Source organism: Roseateles microcysteis (genome assembly GCF_036880965.1).
Lineage (GTDB): Bacteria > Pseudomonadota > Gammaproteobacteria > Burkholderiales > Burkholderiaceae_C > JAUASW01.
In genome coordinates, this window is sequence record NZ_JBAJMV010000002.1 from 285,637 (window position 1) to 305,660 (window position 20,024).

At 65.5% G+C, this 20,024-nt stretch carries 18 protein-coding genes and 1 riboswitch; of the genes, 8 read left to right on the forward strand and 10 right to left on the reverse strand.

The genetic code is table 11. The annotated features are described in order from the left end of the window. Complete coding sequence (gene xth, locus V3596_RS06300) at positions 1 to 768, forward strand: exodeoxyribonuclease III (RefSeq protein WP_334276835.1); 768 nt, start codon at positions 1 to 3, stop codon at positions 766 to 768. On the opposite strand, the gene V3596_RS06305 is transcribed toward xth, so the two are convergent. Then, positions 769 to 2,082 (reverse strand): NAD(P)/FAD-dependent oxidoreductase, encoded by a 1,314-nt coding sequence (locus V3596_RS06305; protein WP_334276836.1) that lies wholly within the window; start codon positions 2,080 to 2,082, stop codon positions 769 to 771. It abuts the gene before it with no gap. A 4-nt stretch (positions 2,083 to 2,086) separates the two neighbouring features. Then, positions 2,087 to 2,545 carry a MarR family winged helix-turn-helix transcriptional regulator gene (locus tag V3596_RS06310; protein ID WP_334276837.1) on the reverse strand — a complete coding sequence of 153 codons (459 nt, stop codon included), beginning with the start codon at positions 2,543 to 2,545 and terminating at the stop codon, positions 2,087 to 2,089. 93 nt (positions 2,546 to 2,638) lie between these two features. Here V3596_RS06310 and V3596_RS06315 point away from each other — a divergent pair, with 93 nt between their 5' ends. After that, positions 2,639 to 3,142: a PaaI family thioesterase gene (locus V3596_RS06315; protein WP_334277355.1), complete on the forward strand. Its 504-nt coding sequence runs from the start codon at positions 2,639 to 2,641 to the stop codon at positions 3,140 to 3,142. Here the strand turns inward: V3596_RS06315 and V3596_RS06320 are convergent. The 3 genes from V3596_RS06320 to V3596_RS06330 all read right to left on the reverse strand — a co-directional run bounded on the left by V3596_RS06320 (position 3,128) and on the right by V3596_RS06330 (position 6,308). After that, positions 3,128 to 3,754, reverse strand: a complete 627-nt coding sequence (locus tag V3596_RS06320) for a bifunctional 4-hydroxy-2-oxoglutarate aldolase/2-dehydro-3-deoxy-phosphogluconate aldolase (RefSeq protein WP_334276838.1) — start codon at positions 3,752 to 3,754, stop codon at positions 3,128 to 3,130. The two genes, V3596_RS06315 and V3596_RS06320, sit on opposite strands and share 15 nt — an antisense overlap. A 5-nt stretch (positions 3,755 to 3,759) precedes the next feature. After that, positions 3,760 to 5,577 carry a phosphogluconate dehydratase gene (gene edd, locus V3596_RS06325; protein ID WP_334276839.1) on the reverse strand — a complete coding sequence of 606 codons (1,818 nt, stop codon included), beginning with the start codon at positions 5,575 to 5,577 and terminating at the stop codon, positions 3,760 to 3,762. Positions 5,578 to 5,678: 101 nt separating this feature from the next. Then, a complete protein-coding gene (locus tag V3596_RS06330) occupies positions 5,679 to 6,308 on the reverse strand; it encodes a nucleotidyltransferase family protein (protein WP_334276840.1) in 630 nt (209 codons plus the stop codon). Between the two features lie 131 nt (positions 6,309 to 6,439). Here V3596_RS06330 and pdxH point away from each other — a divergent pair, with 131 nt between their 5' ends. Further along, the gene (gene pdxH / locus V3596_RS06335) at positions 6,440 to 7,105 is read left to right on the forward strand and encodes a pyridoxamine 5'-phosphate oxidase (protein ID WP_416383970.1); all 666 of its coding nucleotides are present in this window, start codon (positions 6,440 to 6,442) and stop codon (positions 7,103 to 7,105) included. A gap of 10 nt (positions 7,106 to 7,115) precedes the next feature. Here pdxH and V3596_RS06340 read toward each other — a convergent pair whose 3' ends face one another. The 4 genes from V3596_RS06340 to V3596_RS06355 form a co-directional block, all read right to left on the reverse strand. After that, positions 7,116 to 9,158 (reverse strand): TonB-dependent receptor, encoded by a 2,043-nt coding sequence (locus tag V3596_RS06340; protein WP_334276842.1) that lies wholly within the window; start codon positions 9,156 to 9,158, stop codon positions 7,116 to 7,118. A 102-nt stretch (positions 9,159 to 9,260) separates the two neighbouring features. Beyond that, on the reverse strand, positions 9,261 to 9,602 hold the full coding sequence (locus tag V3596_RS06345; RefSeq protein WP_334276843.1) for a hypothetical protein: 342 nt from the start codon (positions 9,600 to 9,602) through the stop codon (positions 9,261 to 9,263). Between the two features lie 30 nt (positions 9,603 to 9,632). Then, a complete protein-coding gene (gene msrA, locus V3596_RS06350) occupies positions 9,633 to 10,175 on the reverse strand; it encodes a peptide-methionine (S)-S-oxide reductase MsrA (RefSeq protein ID WP_334276844.1) in 543 nt (180 codons plus the stop codon). A 52-nt stretch (positions 10,176 to 10,227) separates the two neighbouring features. Further along, positions 10,228 to 13,659, reverse strand: coding sequence for a DUF748 domain-containing protein (locus tag V3596_RS06355; RefSeq protein WP_334276845.1), 3,432 nt, complete (start codon positions 13,657 to 13,659; stop codon positions 10,228 to 10,230). A 54-nt stretch (positions 13,660 to 13,713) separates the two neighbouring features. On the opposite strand from V3596_RS06355, the gene V3596_RS06360 reads away from it, so the two are divergent. Further along, the gene (locus tag V3596_RS06360; RefSeq protein WP_334276846.1) at positions 13,714 to 14,508 is read left to right on the forward strand and encodes a YdcF family protein; all 795 of its coding nucleotides are present in this window, start codon (positions 13,714 to 13,716) and stop codon (positions 14,506 to 14,508) included. Between the two features lie 219 nt (positions 14,509 to 14,727). Here the strand turns inward: V3596_RS06360 and ubiD are convergent, their stop codons facing one another. Next, the gene (ubiD, locus tag V3596_RS06365) at positions 14,728 to 16,290 is read right to left on the reverse strand and encodes a 4-hydroxy-3-polyprenylbenzoate decarboxylase (protein WP_334276847.1); all 1,563 of its coding nucleotides are present in this window, start codon (positions 16,288 to 16,290) and stop codon (positions 14,728 to 14,730) included. Between the two features lie 277 nt (positions 16,291 to 16,567). Here ubiD and V3596_RS06370 point away from each other — a divergent pair, with 277 nt between their 5' ends. The 4 genes from V3596_RS06370 to V3596_RS06385 all read left to right on the forward strand — a co-directional run bounded on the left by V3596_RS06370 (position 16,568) and on the right by V3596_RS06385 (position 19,973). Then, positions 16,568 to 17,383: a lytic transglycosylase domain-containing protein gene (locus tag V3596_RS06370; RefSeq protein ID WP_334276848.1), complete on the forward strand. Its 816-nt coding sequence runs from the start codon at positions 16,568 to 16,570 to the stop codon at positions 17,381 to 17,383. A 37-nt stretch (positions 17,384 to 17,420) separates the two neighbouring features. Next, positions 17,421 to 17,544: riboswitch (ZMP/ZTP riboswitch) on the forward strand. A 62-nt stretch (positions 17,545 to 17,606) separates the two neighbouring features. Next, positions 17,607 to 18,857: a serine hydroxymethyltransferase gene (gene glyA / locus V3596_RS06375; RefSeq protein ID WP_334276849.1), complete on the forward strand. Its 1,251-nt coding sequence runs from the start codon at positions 17,607 to 17,609 to the stop codon at positions 18,855 to 18,857. A 15-nt stretch (positions 18,858 to 18,872) separates the two neighbouring features. After that, positions 18,873 to 19,316 carry a transcriptional regulator NrdR gene (gene nrdR, locus V3596_RS06380; protein WP_334276850.1) on the forward strand — a complete coding sequence of 148 codons (444 nt, stop codon included), beginning with the start codon at positions 18,873 to 18,875 and terminating at the stop codon, positions 19,314 to 19,316. A gap of 111 nt (positions 19,317 to 19,427) precedes the next feature. Further along, positions 19,428 to 19,973 (forward strand): GspH/FimT family pseudopilin, encoded by a 546-nt coding sequence (locus V3596_RS06385; RefSeq protein ID WP_334276851.1) that lies wholly within the window; start codon positions 19,428 to 19,430, stop codon positions 19,971 to 19,973. Positions 19,974 to 20,024 lie beyond the last annotated feature (51 nt).

Genomic DNA, 20,024 nt, shown 5'->3' on the forward strand with positions numbered 1-20,024 from the left:
ATGAAGTTCGCGACCTGGAATGTCAATTCGCTGGCCGTGCGCCTGCCGCAGGTGCTGGACTGGCTGGCCGCCAATCCGGTCGATGCGCTGGTGCTGCAGGAAACCAAGCTGACTGACGACAAGTTCCCGACCATGGAAATCGGCGCAGCCGGCTACCAGGTGCAGTGGTTCGGCCAGAAGACCTACAACGGCGTGGCACTGATCAGCAAGAAGCCGGCGGACGCCGTGGTGAAGAACATCCCGGGCTTTGCCGACGAGCAGGCCCGCGTGATCGCTGGCACCGTCGATGGCGTGCGCGTAATCGGCGGCTACTTCCCGAATGGTCAGGCCCCCGACAGCGAGAAGTTCGTCTACAAGATGGCCTGGCTCAATGGCCTGCGCGCCTGGCTGGCTGACGAGCTGAAGACGCACGAGAAGCTGGTGCTGATGGGCGACTTCAACATCACGCCGGACGATCGCGATGTCTACGACCCCGTGGCCTGGGCCGGCCAGATCCACTGCACACCCGAAGAGCGGGCGCATTTCCAGGGTCTGATCGAGATGGGCATGGTGGACGCCTTCCGGCTCTTCGAGCAGCCCCCCAAGAGCTGGAGCTGGTGGGACTACCGCAACCTCGCGTTCCGCAAGAACCAGGGCCTGCGCATCGACCACATCCTGGTTTCCAAGGCCATGCAAGAGTCGGTCAAGTCCTGCGTGATCGACAAGCTGCCGCGCAAGAACGAGCGACCGAGCGACCATGCGCCGGTGATCGTCGAGATCGACGTCTGATCAGCCCGCCGTCCGCGCCCTGAGGGCATCGCGCAGCTCGGCCCAGCTGTAGCTGGCCTGCGCGGCCAGCAGGCCGAGCTTGCCGAAGACCGGCGTCAGGCCATAGCGGTTCAGGGCAACAGGCAAGGCTTTGCGGCCTTGAATGGCATCGGCCAGCAGTTCGCCGGCCACCGTCGTCGGTGCCACGCCATGGCCGCCAAACGCCTGGGCAAACCACAGACCCGGCGCCAGCTCGCCTATCTGCGGCATCTTGTGGCGGGCATAGCTCATCAGGCCGCTCCAGGCATGCTCGATAGGCACGCCGGCCAATTGCGGATAGACCTTCAGCATGTCGGCACGCAGCAGCTCGGCGATGCGCTCCGGCGCTCGCTCCAGCGTCGAGATGCGGCCACCCCACAGCAAGCGGCGGTCGGGCATCAGGCGGTAGTAGTCGAAGGCGAAGCGGTTGTCGTAAAGCGCCGCGGGCGTGCGGATCGGATTCAGCGCTTCAGACAGCGGCTCGGTGGCCATGACATAGGTGGCGATCGGCAGGCGTGCGCCCGTGAGCTCGGGCAGCAGGCCTTGCAGATATCCGCCACCGGCGATAACGACTTGCTGCGCATCGAGGCTGGCGCCGTTCTCGGTCCAGAGTCGAAAGCCTCCGCCGGCCTGCGGCTCGATGCGCGCCAGCGCACTGTGCTCATGAACTCCGCCGCCCTCGGCCTCGATGGCCTGCGCCAGGCCCAAGGCGTACTTCAGTGGATGGAAGTGAAACGCGTCCCGCTCCATCAGGCCGCTGCCGTAGCGCTCGCTGTCCAGCCATGCGCGCACTTGCGTGCCATCGATCTCGTCCCAGATCGTGCCGAAATGCTCCTGCAGGAATTCGCGCTGCGCCTGCATCTCGGCCTCTGCGCGCGCGCTGCCGCGGAACCAGTTCACGAGCAGCGCCCCGCCCTCGACGCGGTCGCAGGCAATGGCGTGCCGCTCGATGCGCTCGCGTATCAGGCCGACGGCCGATCGGCTCAGGGCGTAGAGCTCGCGGGCCGGGCCAGGGCCGAGGTCCATGAGCAGTTCACGCGCATCGCGGCTGTAGCCACCGAACACGAAGCCGCCGTTGCGGCCGGAGGCACCGTGGCCGATGCTCCTGGCTTCAAGCACCGCGACGTTGCGCGTGCCGCGTTCCTGCAATCCTCTCGCGGTGGCGAGGCCGGCAAAGCCGCCGCCGACGACAGCAACCTCGACATGAGCGCCTGCGCTGGAAAGGGGCGAAAAGTTGATCTGCGGAGCGGTGGCGGCGTAGTAGCTGGCGTGCTTTGAGTCGGTGGCAAAAGGCATGCAGCTATTCTGCCGCCGCTTCCTCGCGCATCAGGGCCAGGCATTCATCAAGCAAGGCATGCAAGCGCCGCACGCGCTCATCTCCGAGGGTCGCATTCACCGAGAGCTGCGCCCGCTTCCAGTCTGCCTTCATCTCGGCGCGCTTGGCGCGGCCGGCGGTCGTTACCTGAACAAGCAGGCTGCGCGCATCCTCGCCGGGCAGTTGCTCCACCAAGCCGGCATTGACCAGGGGTTGCAGGTTGCGGCTGAGCGTCGAGGCATCGAGCCCCATGCGCCTTGCCAACTGGCCTGGCGCCAAGGGGCCGAGATGGTCGATGTGCGAGAGCAGTGAGTACTGCGTGGTCTTGAGCCCGGTTTCGCTGAAATAGGGCTCGCAATGCTGAGACACCAGCCGCGTCAGCTGGCGCAGCTTGAAGTTGGTGCAACCCTGCGGACTCGCGGGCTTCTCGGTGCGGCTTGCCATCGTTTCATTGTATCTACAATAATTGCAGCTGCAACCGTTTTGGAGCCCGGCATGGACCAGCCCGTCAATCACGATCAAGTGCTGCAGCAATGGATGGCTGATGAGGCGGTCATCCGCGCTCGCATCCAGCCTAGCGGTGTTTCTCGCCCCGACCAGGTGCGCGGCCGCACCGGCCTGCAGATGATGGAAGCGATGCTGGCCGGCGACCTGCCGCCGCCGCCGATTGCGGAGACGCTGGACTTCGGCCTGGTCTCAGTGGCCTTCGGCGAGGCGATTTTCCAGGGCAAGCCGCAGCGCCGCCACTACAACCCGATGGGCAGCGTGCATGGCGGCTGGTACGCCACCCTGCTCGATTCAGCGCTGGGCTGCGCGGTGCACACGACCATGCCGATCGGCCGCGGCTACACGACGCTGGAGTTCAAGGTGAACCTCGTGCGTGCGCTCAACGAGAAAGTGCCGCTGGTGCGCGCCATCGGTCGCGTGGTGCATGGCGGCAAGCAGGTGGCCACGGCCGAGGCGGACCTGGTGGGGCATGACGGGCGCCTGTATGCGCACGCGAGCACCACCTGCCTGGTGTTCGACTTACCGCAAGGCTGAAGCGGCCTTGGCCAGCGCGGTGATGCGGCCCCAGTCGCCCGCATCCATCGCGTCCTGCGGCGTGAGCCACGAGCCACCGCAGACTTTGACGTTCGGCAGCGAGAGGAACTGCGGCGCCGTCTCTGGCGTAATGCCGCCAGTCGGGCAGAACGCGATGTCCGGGAACGGGCCCGACAAGGCCTTGAGCAGATTCACGCCGCCCACCGCCACAGCGGGGAACAGCTTCAGGAACTGGAAGCCGGCGCTGCTGGCCTGCATCACTTCGCTGGCGGTTGAGACGCCCGGCAGCAATGGCAGGCCAAATTCCTTGCAGGCTGCGGCCAGTGCGTCGGTGTAGCCGGGGCTGACGCCGAACTGGCAGCCGGCATTCTTGGCTGCCTGCACATCGGCCGGCGTACGCAAGGTGCCGGCGCCGACGATGGCATCAGGCACCGCGCGGGCCATCGCTTCCATTGCTTCCAATGCGACCGGCGTACGCAGCGTCACTTCAAGCACGCGCACGCCACCGGCCACCAGGGCTTGCGCCAGGGGCACGGCATGCTCCAGCTTCTGGATCACGATGACGGGGATGACGGGGCCGTGGCTGGCCAGGCTGAGGGTGTTTGTGCTCATTGCTTTCACAGCCAGGTGATGGCGCCTTCTTCGGCAGTCTTGACATTGCGGCGCATGCCGCCGAACAGTTCGCGGCCAAGGCCATGGGCGTTTTCGTCGGCTTGCTCGGCGCTGATCTGCGCTTGCTCGCGGGCAGCCCATTCGGCAACGGAAACCAGCGCCAGCAGCTCGCCGGTCGTGGCATCGAGCCGCACCAGATCGCCATCGCGCAGCTTGCCCAGTGGCCCGCCGGCCAGGGCTTCAGGCGACACATGGATGGCCGCTGGCACCTTGCCCGATGCGCCACTCATGCGACCGTCGGTGACTAGCGCCACCTTGTAGCCCTTGCCCTGCAGGACGGCCAGCGGCGGCGTCAGCTTGTGCAGCTCGGGCATGCCATTGGCTTGCGGGCCCTGGAAACGCACGACGACGATGACGTCGCGCTCCAGCTCGCCTTCCTTGAAGGCGTTCAGCATGCTTTCCTGGTCCGTGAAGATGCGCGCCGGTGCCTCCACGATGTGGCGGTCTTCCGGCACCGCCGAGACCTTGATCACCGCGCGGCCCAGATTGCCCGCCAGCAGCTTCAAGCCGCCCGTGGCGCTGAAAGGCGCGGCAGCCGTGCGCACGACCGAATCATCCTTGCTCGCCGCTGGCAGGTCCTCCCAACCCACGCCCTGCTCGCTCGCAACCGGCAGGCGGGTGAAGGGGCGCAACGACTTGCCCGCAACGCTCAGGACATCCTCGTGCATCAGCCCTGCATCCAGCAGCTCGCGGATCACGAAGCCCGGGCCGCCCGCGGCCTGGAACTGGTTCACGTCGGCCGAGCCATTGGGGTACACGCGAGAGAGCAGCGGCACAACGCCGGACAGCTCGGAGAAGTCGCTCCAGTCGATCAGGATGCCGGCCGAACGCGCCACGGCCACCCAGTGGATCAGGTGATTGGTCGAGCCGCCGGTGGCCAGCAAGGCCACCATCGCATTGACGATCACGCGCTCATCGACCAGATGGCCGATGGGCGTGTAGTCGTTCTTCGGGGTGATGCGCAGGGCGGTGCGCACGGCTTCGCGGCTCAGGCGTTCGCGCAACGGGTCATGCGGATGGACGAAGGCTGCGCCGGGCACATGCAGGCCCATGGCCTCGAGCAGCATCTGGTTGCTGTTGGCCGTGCCGTAGAAGGTGCAGGTACCGGCACCGTGATAGGCGGCCGACTCAGCCTTCAGCAGCTCCTCGCGGCCGACCTTGCCCTGCGCATAAAGCTCGCGCACCTTGGCCTTGTCGTTGTTCGAGAGGCCCGAACTCATCGGGCCGGCCGGCACAAAGACACAGGGCAGATGACCGAAGTGCAAGGCGCCGATCAGGAGGCCGGGGACGATCTTGTCGCAGATGCCCAGCAGGAGCGCGGCATCGAACACATCGTGCGACAGCGCGATGGCCGTGCTCATCGCGATGGTGTCGCGCGAGAACAGGCTCAGCTCCATGCCCGGCAGGCCTTGCGTCACGCCGTCGCACATCGCCGGCACGCCACCGGCCACCTGCACCGTGGCGCCCTGCTTTGCCGCTTCGTCGCGGATCAGCGCCGGATAGCCCTCATAGGGCTGGTGGGCCGAGAGCATGTCGTTGTAGGCCGTGACGATGGCCAGGTGCGGCGCCTTCTCGGCGACGATTCGAAGCTTGTCGTTGGCTGGCATGGCGGCCACGGCGTGGGCCACGTTGGCGCAGCCCATGCGCTCGACGCCACGCTTGCGGCCAGCGAGTTTGTCGATGCCATCAAGATAGCGTTTGCGCATGGCAGCGCTGCGCTGACGGATGCGCTCCGTCACTTCGGTCAATGTCTTGTGAGTCATGCAGCACGCGACGATGTAACTCGCCCGGGTGAAATCAAGTAACCATATTACAGGAGCCAGGGCAGCTCCAGGTTACAGACCGGGTACGTCGTGCCTTGCGCTCAGCTGCCTGAACTGAGTCTCTCGCGGGCCTGCTCCCCGCGCAAGCGAGCCAGGTCCTCGACGGTATCGACGTCCACGAGCACGCCAGCGTCTTCCACCTCGACGGCCTGGGCCGGATAGCGGGCCAGCAGGCGGCGTGCGCCTTCATCGCCTTCCAGTGCCACCAGCTCGGAATAGAGCTCGGCGCTGAAACCGACTGGATGCCCGCGCATGCCGCGGTACTGGGCAAACGCGACAGGATATTGCTCGATGGCTTCAGCCACGGCCAGCAGTGTCTCGGGCCTCAAGAGGGGCATGTCACCCGGGACGATCAGCCAGCCCTCGGCATCGCCTGTCGCGGCCACGCCCGCCGCTATCGAGAAACCCATGCCCAAAGGATTGGGGCGGCCACTGCTCGTCAGCTCCGGCACCTTGATCACGTCACCCGCACCTATCAGGCCGGCAACCATGGGCGCAAGCTTCTCGCTGCTGACCACGACCACGCGCAACTTGGTTTCGAGCGCATGGGCAACGGTGCGAGAGAGCAGCGTGCCCGTGCCCAGACTTTGTTCGAGCTTGTGCCCGTTGCCGCGAAAGCGCAGGCCGCGTCCTGCGGCGAGGACGACGACAACGGGTCGTCGTTTCATCATCGGTACTTCCTTGGTCTGCGGCAGACGGCCAGCAGGGCCGCCGGTTGCCGATGGGTTGAAGCATGACGTGCGAGCAGCGCACGAACCATAGGGGCCTGCACTTAAGGGAAGGTCTCCATTAGGAGGCTGGAATATTGGGGAGGGGCATACTTCCACCCATGAGCAAACTCTCTGACATGCGCAAGAGCTACGAGCGCGCCGAACTCGACGCCGAAGCCGCTGCAGGCGAGCCCCTGGCCCAGTTCCAGGCCTGGTTCGATGAGGCGGTGAAGGTCGATGTCTCCGAGCCCAACGCGATGACCGTGGCCACTGTGGGCACAAACGGTCGTCCCTCGACCCGCATCGTGCTGGTCAAGGACTTCGACGCCCGTGGTCTGGTCTGGTACACCAACTACGACAGCCGCAAGGGCCAGGAACTGGCCGTACATCCCTTCGCCGCCCTGCAATTTCACTGGGTGGAGCTGGAGCGGGTGGTGCGCATCGAGGGCCGTGTCGAGAAGGTCGAGAGCGAGCAGTCCGACGAGTACTACAAGTCCCGACCGCTCGACTCGCGCCTCGGCGCCTGGGCATCGCCCCAGTCGCAGGTGATCAGCTCGCGCGCGGTGCTCGTCGCCAACGCGGCCAAGGCCGCGGTCCAGCATGGCTTGAATCCTTCGCGCCCGCCGAACTGGGGCGGCTACCGCCTGGTGCCCGAGTACTGGGAGTTCTGGCAGGGCCGCCGCTCGCGGCTGCATGACCGCTTGTGCTACCGCTTGCAGCCAGACGGCCAGTGGCTGCGCGAGCGACTGGCCCCCTGAACCTGCATTTTCAGAAGCGGATCTGCACCCCGGTCTGCGCCGCGCGGCCCGGCAGCGGCGCATAGCCACGAATGGTGAGTGGGCTGCTGGCGCTGTAGGCCAGCTGGTTGCTGATGTTGTCAAGGCGCAGATACCAGAGCGCATCGCTCTCGCCGATGCGGAACTGCCGCGCCAGTGCCAGACGCACCATGCCATAGCCCGGCGTTGCCTGGTCCAGCGCCGGCACGCGGTCCTGGCGAGCCACGCCGCGCCATTCGACGCGGCTGGACCAGGGCCCCTGGCGCCATTCGGCCGACAGGACGGCCTTCATCGGCGCCAGGCGCGGCAAGGCCTCGCCGGTGGCCAGTTCGATGCCGCGCACGCTGTCAAGTGAAGCGTTCAGACGCAAGCTGCCGGCAGCCAGTTTCCACTCCTGGTGGGCTTCGACCTCGAAGCCCTGCATCTGCGCGCGTACGCCACGGTACGCGTAAACCGGTTGCTCCTCCTCTTGCTCGCCGGTGGCTTGCAGGGTGATGTAGTTCGAGAACCGGGTCCGATAGAGGCTCAAGCGCACGCCAGCACCGCCCTGCTCCCAGTCGAGGCTCAGCTCCGAGCCGCGCGCCTTCTCCAGGCCCAGTTGGTTATCACCAATCTCGAAGGCGCCACTGGCCACATGCGCGCCATTGGCGTAGAGCTCAGCGAAGGTCGGGGCTCGCTCGCTCCGGTTCAGGTTGAGTGACAGTTCCCACTGCGAAGAAAGGTGCCAGTTCGCGCTGAGCGAGAGGCTGCCGGGCTTGAAGCGGCGCTGGTCCGGCGCGCCGAAACGCGGTGACTCGGCATCGGCGCTGTCACCATCCGAATTGACGCGGACCTGCTCGCGTCGGCCGCCGGCGCTCAGGTGCCAGTCGCCGAGCTGCAGCTGCTCAAGCAGAAAGACTGCGGCGCTGCGCGTCCGGGTCGTCGGCACCAGCGCCTCCTCACCGAGGGCCGAGAAGTCGCTGCGCTCGATCTGTGTGCCCACGACGCCGCGCAGCAGCCCGATGGGCGCGTGCTCGGCCTCGATGCGCAGGTCCTTGCCCCGGCTGTTGAAGATGGTGCCCACGGCGCCGTCGCCCTCCAGCTCGCGGTGCTCATAGCGGCTGCTGGAGGCCTGCCATTGCAGGCGGCGCAAGGGCCCGTCGTTCCAGCGGAATTCACCGGCATTGGCCACGCGCTCGCGCTGCATCTTGATCTTGATGTCGGGTTCTACGGTCACGCCGTAGTCGGTTTGATGGCTGTCCAACGAGAGGCCCACATAGCCATTGCTGAACTGGCGCGAACCACCCAGCGCGCCGCCCTTGCTGTCGCTGGCCGAGTTGCGAACGCGGCTGCCGGTCACGCCCTCAGGGTCCGTGAATCGCGGCACGCGCAGGTCATCGGTGCGGCGGCCGGCCAGGTCGGCATGCCAGGCCCAGTCACCCGAGCCGCCGTCCAGCACCGCAGCGGCGCTGCGCTCGCCATTGGCGCCACCCAGACGGAATTCGGAGACACCGCTGAGCGAGGTCTGGCGCTGGCGCGGGATGCGGTTGTCCAGCGTATTGACCACGCCGCCAAGGGCATTTCCACCGTAGAGCAACGCAGAGGCGCCACGCAGCACCTCGACCCGCTCGATCACCAGCGGGTCCATGGGCACGGCATGGTCGAAGCTGAGGGTCGAGGCATCGACCGAGGCGCCCGAGTTGCTCAGCAGACGGATGCGATCACCGTCGAGGCCGCGGATGGTCGGCCGGTTGGCGTTGGGGCCGAAGTAGGTCGAGCTGACGCCGGACAGACCGCCGAGCGTGTCGCCCAGCGAGGTACCACGTTGGAGTGTCAGCTCGTCGCCGGCCAGGCTGCGCAATTGGCCCGGAGCTTCGCTGCTGCGCAGCGGATTGCCGGTCACGACGACGGTGCCGAGCTTCTCGGTGGAATTCGCGGCTGCGCCGCTGGCGGCGGGCGCTGCGGCGGGGGCGTTGTCGGCCTGGGCGACATGGGGGAGGCAGGCCAGGGCCAGCGCGCTCAACGTAAACAGCTTGGGGTTTTGGGACTTGAACATGGATGGAAGACTCAGCGGGCGCCCAGGCTCGAACGAGCCGGGCGCGAATGCACCTCAGCCCCGCACCGACCCGAACGGCCGACGCAAGGCGCCTGATGGAGTTCAGGCCTGGGAGGGAGGGCCGCGGGCCCGGATGACCGCTGGCGCGGTCTCGGTCAAGCCAGCAGGCAGGGCCTGTGGCGCCGCATGTGCGGTGCCGATCCCCTGCCAGGCCGGTGGCGCACAGTCGAAGCCGAGCTGCTGGTTGAGCTGGTCGAACAGCTGGCAGTCCTTGCTGCCGACATCGTGGCCCAGGGCCTGCTCTTTCAGTTCCAGCTTCTGGCCGTGAACCAGGCCGTGCCATTGGCCTAGGGCCTGGGTGGCCAGCACCGTCGCGGCCAGCCATAGCACCAGCCAGCCGAGGCGGCGGGTGCGTTGGCGCAGACGGTGGAGCGAGACTTGCATGGCGGTGCGATTATGCCGGGGCCGGCGGTCTTACTCAGTGTCGTTCCGCATGAGCCGTGCGAAGGTCTTGCGGAACTTCTCGACCTTGCCTGCCACGACAAAGGCGCAATAGCCCTGGTCTGGATGGCGGGCGTAGTAGTGCTGGTGATAGGGCTCGGCCGGCCAGTAGTCGCGAATCGGGGCCAATTCCGTGACCACCTTGCCGGTGTTGGCCTGCTGCACTTCATCGAGCACCGCCCGGCACTGCGCCTCCTGCTCCGGCGTGTGGAAATAGATGCCCGAGCGGTACTGCGTGCCAACGTCGGCGCCCTGCCGGTTCAAGGTGGTCGGGTCGTGGATCACGAAAAAGACCTCGAGCAGCTCGCGCAGGCTGACCTGCTGCGGGTCGAAGTCGATGCGCAGCACTTCCGCATGGCCGGTGTTGCCCGAGCAGACCTGCTCATAGTTCGGATCTTTCACATGCCCCATGGCATAGCCCGACTCCAGCGCTTGCACGCCGCGCACCTGTTCATAGACGGCCTCGGTGCACCAGAAGCAGCCGCCGGCCAGGGTGATGCGTTCGAGCGTGTTCATGACAGGCCTTCCATTGACAGCTGGGGCGGGCAGCATAGCCCAGGGCCCGACTTCATGGAGCGTCGAGACTCAGTTCCACCTGTGGGCCGCTGGTCTTGGGGGCTGCCAGGAACAGGCGTTCATTGGGCACGCCGCGAGCGATCAGGGCGTCGCGAACGAGTACGGCTCGCGCCAATGCCAGCTGGCGGGCCGCTTCAGCATCCACCGCGTAGGACGACATCAAAAGCCTCTCCATCTCAGCCGGCGGCACGTCCTTCAGGAGGCCGATCACGGTGCGCGGCCGCGTCTTCAGGTCGGTGCGCTGGTAGAGCCTGCGCAGCACCTGTTCGCGGCTGGGCTGGGTCTTCGCATCGCGACGCAGCGCACGCTGGCGCTCGGCATTCAGGGCCTGCTGCAGACGCTGATCGAGCAAGGCGGCACGTTCGGCTTCCAGCGAAGCCGAACCGGTGATGCTCAAGCGCAGACGGGGTCGATCAATAAGCGCCTGGGCCAACTTGTCGAGTTTGGCCATGCCGTCGCTGCCCAGCTCGTTGGCACCGGGCGCCATCGTCAGGCTGCTGCTGTCCTCATGGCCACCACCGGCCAACAGGCTGAAGGGCGAGGTCAGCGCCTTGCCGATGAGGTTGAGGAAAAGCCGCCAGACCAGGCCGCCGACGCTGAACTCCGGGTCGTCGATCGAGCCCGAGATCGGCAGGTTGATGTCGATGACGCCATCTCGATCTTCCAGCAGCGACAGCGCGAACTTGACCGGCAGCGAGGTAGCGTCGGGGCTGTCCACCCGCTCGCCGAACTGCAGCTGGTTCAGGATCACCTGGTTTTCAGCCTGCAGTTTCCCGCCCGGCTCGATCTTGTAGGCAAGCCGGGTCGAGAGCTTGCCCCGATCGATGGCATAGCCGGCGTATTTGCCCGCGTAGGGCGACAGCGGCGCCAGCTCGATCTCGCTGGCACGCGCCTGGATGTCCAGTGCCAAGGGGCTGGGCTTGAGCTTGCCGCCGATCTCCAGCTTGCCGGTACCCGCCACCTTGCCGTGCAGCTCGACGGTGGCCATATCGGCCATGTCGCTGGAAAGCGCGCCGATGCTGCCGTTCAGCTCGCTCAGGCGGGCGTTGTAGTTGGGACGCACGAAGCGGTCACTGAAATCGACACGACCACCTGTCAGGTAGGTTGGGCCCAGTTGGTACTGAACCGGCTTGGCCGGCGGCTCGGCAGGCGAAGCGGAAGCCGCTGGCGCCGGCAGCGTCAGGCCGCGCAGATTGAACTGGCCGTCCGGTGCGATATCTAGGCGGGCGAAGAATTCGTCAAGCTTTGTCTCAGCCACGGCCAGCCGGCTCGCTTCTCTTGGTGCCATTGCGATCGTGAAGCCGCGGAGGCTCAAACCTTTCCAGCTCAAGAGCTCCTCGCGGCTTTCGCCTCGCGCCATGCGCAGGAGCAAGTCGGCGACTTGCAAGTCACCAGCGAGCTTCAAGTTCGGGCCGGCGATTTCCACCTCGCCCTGCCAGTTCGCATCGGCCCGCTGCAGCCGCACGCCGAGCTGCTGCTCGATGTAAGGGCTGATACCGCCAAGCGGCAGATGCTCGACGACCAATCGCCCTGAGAGCTGGGGCTCGGGCAGGCTCAGACGGCCGGTCCAGCGCAGCTTGCCGTATTCATCCACCTTGGCGCGGCCGTCGCGCACCGCGCCCAGCTTCATGCTGAGCTGCATCGCGCTCGTGCCGGGCTTGCCCCAGGCCACATCCGACAACTTGGCGGAAATCTCGCTGGCCACCAGGTGCACTGGGCGCGGCGTGCTGGCGTCCTGCAGCTCCACGTGGCCTTGATCCAGCGACAAGCCTGCCAGCTGAACCTGCCAAGGCTTGCCCGCTTCCGCACTCTTTTCTTCGCTTGCCTTGGCAAGCCATTGCTCGAAGTTCCAGCCGCCCTCACCGGCTCGGCTCACCGCCAGCCTGGCTTGCTGCAGGCGCATTTGCCCCAACTGGACCTGGTGCTTGGCGAGCGACAGCTCGGCCTGGTCCAGCGTGATGCGCGCCAGGCTCAACTCGGTGCCGGCTTGGAGTTTTTCCAGTGTCAGCTCACTCAAGCGCAGCATTGGCAGGCTGCTCGGCTCCATCGGTTTGTCCCAATGAAGCTCCGCGCGGCTGGACAAATTGCCCCGCACGGCCAAAGGGCTGAGTGAAGCGAGATAGGGCGTGAAGCTCTCCAGTGCCAGCGACCGCAGCTCCGCTTCAGCCCGCAAGGCCAGTATGGAGACTTGCCCTTTGAGCACCAGCCGGGCGTCTTTCAGGCGGGTCGACAACTCGTAGCTGGCGGCCTGTTCAGCCAGCGGCCATTGCATGCCGTTCGCTTTGAATTCGATGTCGTCCAGCTTCAGCTGGGCCACTGGCGCCGCATCAGACCATGCCAGCTTCGATCGGCGCAGGCCCAGCTGCTCAATGGCGAATTGCCATGCTGGGCTTGGCGCCGACGCGGCTTTCTCCTGCTTGCTGACGGGCAATTGCAGGCGGCCTTGGGCATCTCGCCCAAGCTGCAAGGCCAGGCCGTCGAAGGTGATGGCGGCAAAGCGCAGCTTGCGCTGCAGGGGCTGACTGTCGGCCATCGTCACTTGCAGGCCTTGCCAGGCAACAATGTCCTTGCCGCCCTGTCTCAAGGCCCAGTCCTTTGCTGTCAGCTTGCCGCTGAGCATCAGCTTCGGCGTCTTCTTGTCTGGCCTGGCAAAGCTCAGCTTCAGCTCGATGCCGAGCTTGCCACGCTGCAATTGCAAGGGCAGGTCCTTGGGCAGGTAGACCAGGTAAGGCTGGAGATCGGTCTCGGCCAGCTTGAAGTCCAGCGTGTCGTCGTGGCTGGCGTCAAAAGGCCGCAGAGAAGCCTCGCTGCCAAAGCTCACGCCGTTGAACCTGCCCTGCAGACGCGGCCGAACTTGCACCTGCTCGTGGGTGTCGAGGCTGGAAATGAAAGGCAGCTCCAGGTCCAGTTGTTCCACCTTGTGCTGGCGGCCGACGGCCTTGTCGTCGAACAGCACCTGGCCACCAAGCAGGCGGATGTTGTAGAGCGCGAAATCAGGCTCCTTGCTGGCGGCCTGACCGGGCTTGGCGGTGAAGCGCAGGACCAGGTCATCGATGCTGGTGCGCTCGTCATCCAGCCGCGCCAGGCGCAGCATGGGCTGCTCGATCGTCAGTGAGGCAAGGACGGGGCTCAGGTGGAGAAGGGAGCGCCAGGACAAGCTCGCATCGAGGCGCTGGATCTGCAGGAGCTCTTCACCCCCGGCCTGCGCAGCGCCGATGCGGAACTGATCCAGCGTGAGGCCCAGGCGCCACGGCTGGAAGCTGGCCGACATCACCGAGACCGGACGTCCCAGGGCCTCGCTGGCAAGGGCCATGCCACGGCCCTCGATCCAGCGCGGCAGCAGCAGCCAGGCCGTGAGCAAAGGCAGGACCAGGAACAGAGCGGGCAGTAGCAGCCAATGGCGACGAAAAGTGGGAAGACGCATCGATAGGGGAACGAGAGCTCGGACGGATATTGTGGGACCCCTACGATAGCGCCCATGCTGACACCCGACCATGTGCTCTACCTGCTGAAGCCCTTGCTCCTGGCGCTGCTGCTTCCGCCCACGCCGGGCTTGCTGCTGATCGCCCTTGGCGGCCTCTGGCTGAGACAGAGGAAGCTGGGCCGCGGAGTTCTGGTGGCCGGTCTGCTCTATTGCTGGTTGAGCTGCACCGATTGGTTTGCGATCCAGCTTCAGAGCTTGCTGCTCAATCCGCCGCCAGCGCTGAGTTCAGCGCAGATGGTGGCATTGGCCCAGCGGTCCGGGACCGCGGTTTTCGTTCTGGGCGGCGGCAGCACGGCGCGCGTACCCGAGTACGAGTTCGCGCCGGATTTGAGCCCGCTCTCCCACGAGCGCCTGCGCTACGGCGTGTGGTTGGCCCGGCGCCTGCAGGCACCGCTGGGCTTCAGTGGCGGGATTTCCAGCCTCGGCGCGCCGGGCCGCATGCCCGAAGGTGTGCTGGCGCAAAGAATCGCGAGTGACCAGTTTGGCCTGCCGCTGCGCTGGGTTGAAAGTGGCTCGAGAGACACCCGTGAAAACGCCCGGCTGAGCGTGCCTCTGCTGAAGGCCGATGGCGTGAAGCATGTGCTGCTGGTGACGCATGCAATGCATGTGCCTCGCGCGCTGCGCGCCTTCAAGTCGGTGGCGCCCGTGGACATGGAGTTGATTCCGGCCGGCATCGACTACCGCGCCGAGGGCCCATGGAGCTGGGGCGACTTTCTGCCTGCTGCAACCGGCTTCCACAAGAACCGCTACGTCTGGACCGAATTCCTGGGCTTGCTGTCTGGTCATTGAGCCAAAGGCCGCTCAGCGCTGAGGAACGGGGCCCAGAAATGACAAACCCCACCCCTGTCGGGGTGGGGCGGACGGACACGCCGTCATTGGGGCTCCAGAGCGATTTGCTCCAGGGCTCCTGGCGCGCAAAGATTGCGCCAGAGGTTGAACCTGCGAACAGGCTATTCAACAGTAGGTGAGGCCCACGGCCAATTCAAGCAAGCGGCGCGGCTGCAAACCCTAGTTGCCAGAGCGGCCGAAAAGTTGTTCGAACAGCGCGTCGGCGCGCTGCTGCACCTGCGGCTCCATCGCAATCGTGCGACCCCATTCGCGCGGCGTCTCGCCCGGCCACTTGTTGGTAGCGTCCAAGCCCATCTTGCCGCCGAGTCCGCTGACCGGCGAGGCGAAGTCCAGGTAGTCGATCGGCGTGTTCTCGACCAGTGTCGTGTCGCGCACCGGGTCCATGCGCGTCGTGATCGCCCAGACCACTTCCTTCCAGTCGCGGATGTTGATGTCCTCGTCCACCACCACGATGAACTTGGTGTACATGAACTGGCGCAGAAAGCTCCACAGGCCGAACATCAGGCGCTTGGCATGGCCCGGATAGGCCTTCTTGATCGAGATGACCGCCATGCGGTAGCTGCAACCCTCGGGTGGCAGATAGAAGTCCACGATCTCGCTGAACTGCTTCTGCAGGATGGGCACGAAGACCTCGTTCAAGGCGACACCGAGGATGGCTGGCTCGTCGGGCGGCTTGCCGGTATAGGTCGAGTGGTAGATCGGGCTCTCGCGCTGCGTCAGGCGGCGGACTTCGAACACCGGGAACCAGTCCTGTTCGTTGTAGTAGCCGGTGTGATCGCCGTATGGACCTTCGAGCGCGTGGAGATAGCCACCCACTTCCTTCACGGGCACGCCGTCTTCGCTGTGGCCATTGAAGCCGCGCTCGGCCGTCGGGATATGCCCTTCCAGCACGATCTCGGCGCTGGCCGGCACCTGCAACATGCGGCCTGCCTCGCCGACGTTCGTGTCAACCAGTTCGGTGCGCGAGCCCCGCAAAAGCCCGGCGAACTGATATTCGGACAGGCTGTCCGGCACCGGTGTCACCGCGCCGAGGATGGTGGCCGGATCCGCGCCAAGCGCCACCGCTATCGGGAAAGGCTGGCCCGGGTTGGCCTGGGCGAATGAGCGGAAATCCAGCGCGCCGCCGCGGTGGGCAAGCCAGCGCATGATCACCTGGTTGCTGGCAATGATCTGCTGGCGATAGATGCCCAGGTTCTGGCGCAGGCGCGGCTGCGGTACCGACTGCGGGCCGCGGGTCACCACCAGGCCCCAGGTGATCAAGGGCGCCACGTCGCCCGGCCAGCAAGTCTGGACAGGCAGGCGTTTCAGGTCGACTTCGGGGCCTTCGAAGCATTCTTGCTGGCAGGAGGCCTTGCGCACGACACTGGGTTTCATGTCCCACAGCGACTTGGCCATCTGGAACAGCCGGCCGGCGTCCTTCAAACCCTTGGGCGGCTCCGGCTCCTTCAGGCTGGCCAGAACCTGGCCGACCTCCCGCAACTCCTGCAGGTTCTCCGCCCCCATGCCCAGGGCCACCCGGCGGGTCGTGCCGAACAGATTTGTAAGTGCGGGCGTCTTGAAGCCGGCTGGCTGTTCGAACAGCAAGGCCGGGCCTTCGGCACGCAGCACCCGGTCGCTCAAGGCCGTCATCTCCAGGACCGGAGACACGGGTTGGGCAATCCGGCGCAGCTCGCCCATGCGTTCCAGAGCCCCGATGAAGTCCCGCAGGTCCTTGTATTTCATAACTATCCGTAATTTAGAAAAGGCCTTATGACCTTGACCGGTTATTTTTGGACCGTAAAATTCGCACGCCTTGCCAAGTGCAGGGTTAACCCGTGCTCCAACTTTTCGGGAGGGATGGAGCATGCCGCTGCCGATGGACGCCGTCCTGGGCTGGGCTCGAGCTTTACTGCTTGCGCCTCTGGCTCAGACAAGCGCGGCCCATTATCACTGTCACCCGATGCAGTCACCGGCCTCTCAAGGCGGGCGACGGCCAAGGTGCGGAGAAGAAAGGAGTCACATGACAGCGCGTCGTGATCTGCAATCCCTGAGCGACAAGGCCAACGCAGCCTTGTCCCTGTTTTTCAAGGACATCGGCCAGGGCCTCCTGGTCGTGAGCCACAACACGCTGGCCCTGGTTGGCCTGGCTGTGGTGACCATTCTCCTGATGGTTCTCTCGCAAGCCGACCTGCGCCACAAGTTCGAGACCGTGGCGCTGGGCTGGCTCAATGCCCGCAGTGAAGCGCGTGCGGAAGCTGAAGGCCGCCTGCTGGTTCATTTGAGTGAACCCGAGGCTGTGAATCGCGCCACGGCTGCCGACCCGAAGGACCTGCCGCGTCAGCAAGCTGCGGTCGCACTGTGGCTGGCTCGCAAGTACAAGGTCGCTCCGGAGCCCATCAGCCGCCTCGTGCAGGAAGCTTGGTCGATCGGCCAGCGCGCCCATGTCGAGCCGACCTTGATCCTGGCCGTGATGGCCGTCGAATCCGGCTTCAATCCGTTTGCCCAGAGCAGCGTAGGCGCCCAGGGCCTGATGCAGGTGCTGACCCGCGTTCACGACGACAAGTACGAGGCCTTCGGCGGCAATCTGGCGGCCTTTGACCCGATCACGAACCTGCGCGTCGGCGTGCAGGTGCTGCGTGACTGCATCCAGCGCGCCGGCAGTGTGGAAGAAGGCTTGCGCCACTATGTCGGCGCGGCCAACCTGCCGGACGACTCCGGCTACGCGACCCGCGTCTTGGCCGAGCATGAGCAGATGAAGGCCATCGCCAACGGCAAGCCTGCCCCGAAGCCGGCAGCCCCCAAGCCTGTCGAAGAGCAAGTCGCTCTTTTGCGATGACTCGAACGAGCGCCTGCCGCGATGGCAGGCGCTACACTGCGGCTTCGCGCGACTGGCGATCAGGGCCGAGCTCTCGGCCCGAGGTGGATACACCGTGGAGCGCGAGCGGCCGAGGCTGTTGCAAAGCCCGTCCGTATCAGCCGTTCGCCTGGGCAGCCCCGCGTTTCCGCGCATGCGTGGAGCCGTGCGTGGCGCCACCTCTTGAACAAACCCATCAGCCACCATGTTTGATCGCAGCCAATCCACTCTCGCCAATGTCGACCCTGATTTGTGGGCAGCCATCCAGCAGGAAAACCAGCGCCAGGAAGATCACATCGAGCTGATCGCCTCGGAAAACTACACCTCGCCGGCCGTGATGCAGGCGCAGGGCAGCCAGCTGACCAACAAGTACGCCGAGGGCTATCCCGGCAAGCGCTACTACGGTGGCTGCGAGTACGTGGACGTGGTCGAGCAACTCGCCATTGACCGCCTGAAGCAGCTCTACGGTGCCAATTTCGCCAATGTGCAGGCCAACTCGGGCTCGCAAGCCAACCAGGGCGTGTTCTTTGCGTTGCTGCAGCCGGGCGACACCATCATGGGCATGAGCCTGGCCGAAGGCGGTCACCTGACCCACGGCATGGCACTGAACATGAGCGGCAAGTGGTTCAACGTGGTCAGTTACGGTCTCAACGAGAAGGAAGAGATCGACTACGACGCGATGGAAGCCCTGGCCCGCGAGAAGAAGCCCAAGCTGATCATCGCTGGCGCTTCGGCCTACAGCCTGCGCATCGATTTCGAGCGCTTTGGCAAGATCGCCAAGGAAATCGGCGCCTACTTCATGGTGGACATGGCCCACTACGCCGGCCTGATTGCTGCTGGCGTCTACCCGAACCCGATGCCCTATGCCGACGTGGTCACCTCGACCACGCACAAGAGTCTGCGCGGCCCGCGCGGCGGCATCATCCTGATGAACGACGAGGCGATTGCCAAGAAGATCAACAGCGCCATTTTTCCCGGCATCCAGGGCGGACCGTTGATGCACGTCATCGCCGGCAAGGCCGTGGCCTTCAAGGAAGCGCTGACGCCTGAGTTCAAGGCCTACCAGCAGCAGGTGGTCAAGAACGCCAAGGTGCTGGCCGACACGCTGATCGAGCGGGGCCTGCGCATCGTCTCCGGCGGTACCGAGAGCCATGTGATGCTGGTGGACCTGCGACCCAAGGGCCTGACCGGCAAGGAAGCCGAAGCGCTGCTGGGCAAGGCCCACATGACCTGCAACAAGAACGGTATTCCGAACGACCCGCAAAAACCCATGGTCACCAGCGGCATCCGCCTGGGTACGCCGGCCATGACCACGCGCGGTTTCAAGGAAGAGCAGGTCCGCGCCACGGCCCACCTGATCGCCGACGTGCTGGACAAGCCGAACGACGAGGCCGTGCTCGAGGCAGTGCGCGCCAAGGTGGCCGCGCTGACGCGCGACTTTCCGGTCTACCGCTGATTCTCAAGAGGCCCGATGCGCTGTCCTTTTTGCAGCCACACCGATACCCAGGTTGCCGAGACCCGTGAATCGGACGAAGGCGACGTCATTCGGCGTCGCCGCCGTTGCCTGAGCTGCGACAAGCGCTTCACCACCTATGAGCGGGCCGAAATCGCCCTGCCCGCCGTGGTCAAGAAGGACGGCACCCGGGCTGACTTCGAACCAGCCAAGCTGCGGGCTTCGATGCAGCTGGCCTTGCGCAAGCGGCCGGTGAGCATCGAGCAGATCGATGCTGCGCTGGCCCGCATCGAAGAGAAGCTGCTCGCCAGCGGCGCGCGCGAAATGCCTTCCACCAAGCTCGGCGAGCTGGTGATGCGCGAACTCAAGCGCATCGACAAGGTGGCCTATGTGCGCTTCGCCTCGGTCTATCGCAGCTTCGAGGATGTGGACGAATTCCGGCAGCTGATCCGGGACATCTGAGCTTCGCCTCCCCCCAGCTGGGGACACCCTCCTCTCCAGGAATGAAGCCGGCACGAGCCGGCTTTTCTACATTGCTTGCACAAAGAGCGATGAGCCTGAGGGAGGAGCGTCATGAGCAAGCTTGCACCGAAAGGGATGCAAGGCCTTGGCCTGGTCGAATGCCTGATGTATTGCGCGATTCTCGGCATCCTGCTCGGCAAGGCCCTGCCTGCCATGCAGGAACTCAGGCTGCGACAGCGCATCCAGGGCCTGGCCGAAACCGTCAGGACGGACGTGATGCTGGCCCGTGGCGAGTCGATCCGGCTCGGCGAGGCGGTCCATGTGCGATTCAATGTGCACGCCACGGGCACCTGCTATCTGCTTCACACCGGTGCCAGCGGCGCATGTGCCTGCAACAGCGACGGGCTTGCCGTGTGCAGCGCCGAGGCTCAGTCGCTCAAGCTTCATTGGATACCGCTGGAGCTTCGCGCCAGCGTCAAGGCCAATGTTCCCAGCATGGCCTTTTCAGGCTACCGCGGCACGGTCAGCCCGACTGGCAGCATCGACATCGCGGCCACCGACCGGAAAGCGACGATCCGCCACGTGGTCAGCCTCGCCGGTCGGGTGCGCAGCTGTACTCCCGACGGCAGTTTCAGGCGGCTGAACGCCTGTTCCTGAACCGCTCCCGAACCCGTCCATGAGGCTTGCTCCCATGTTCGAGGGGCTGAC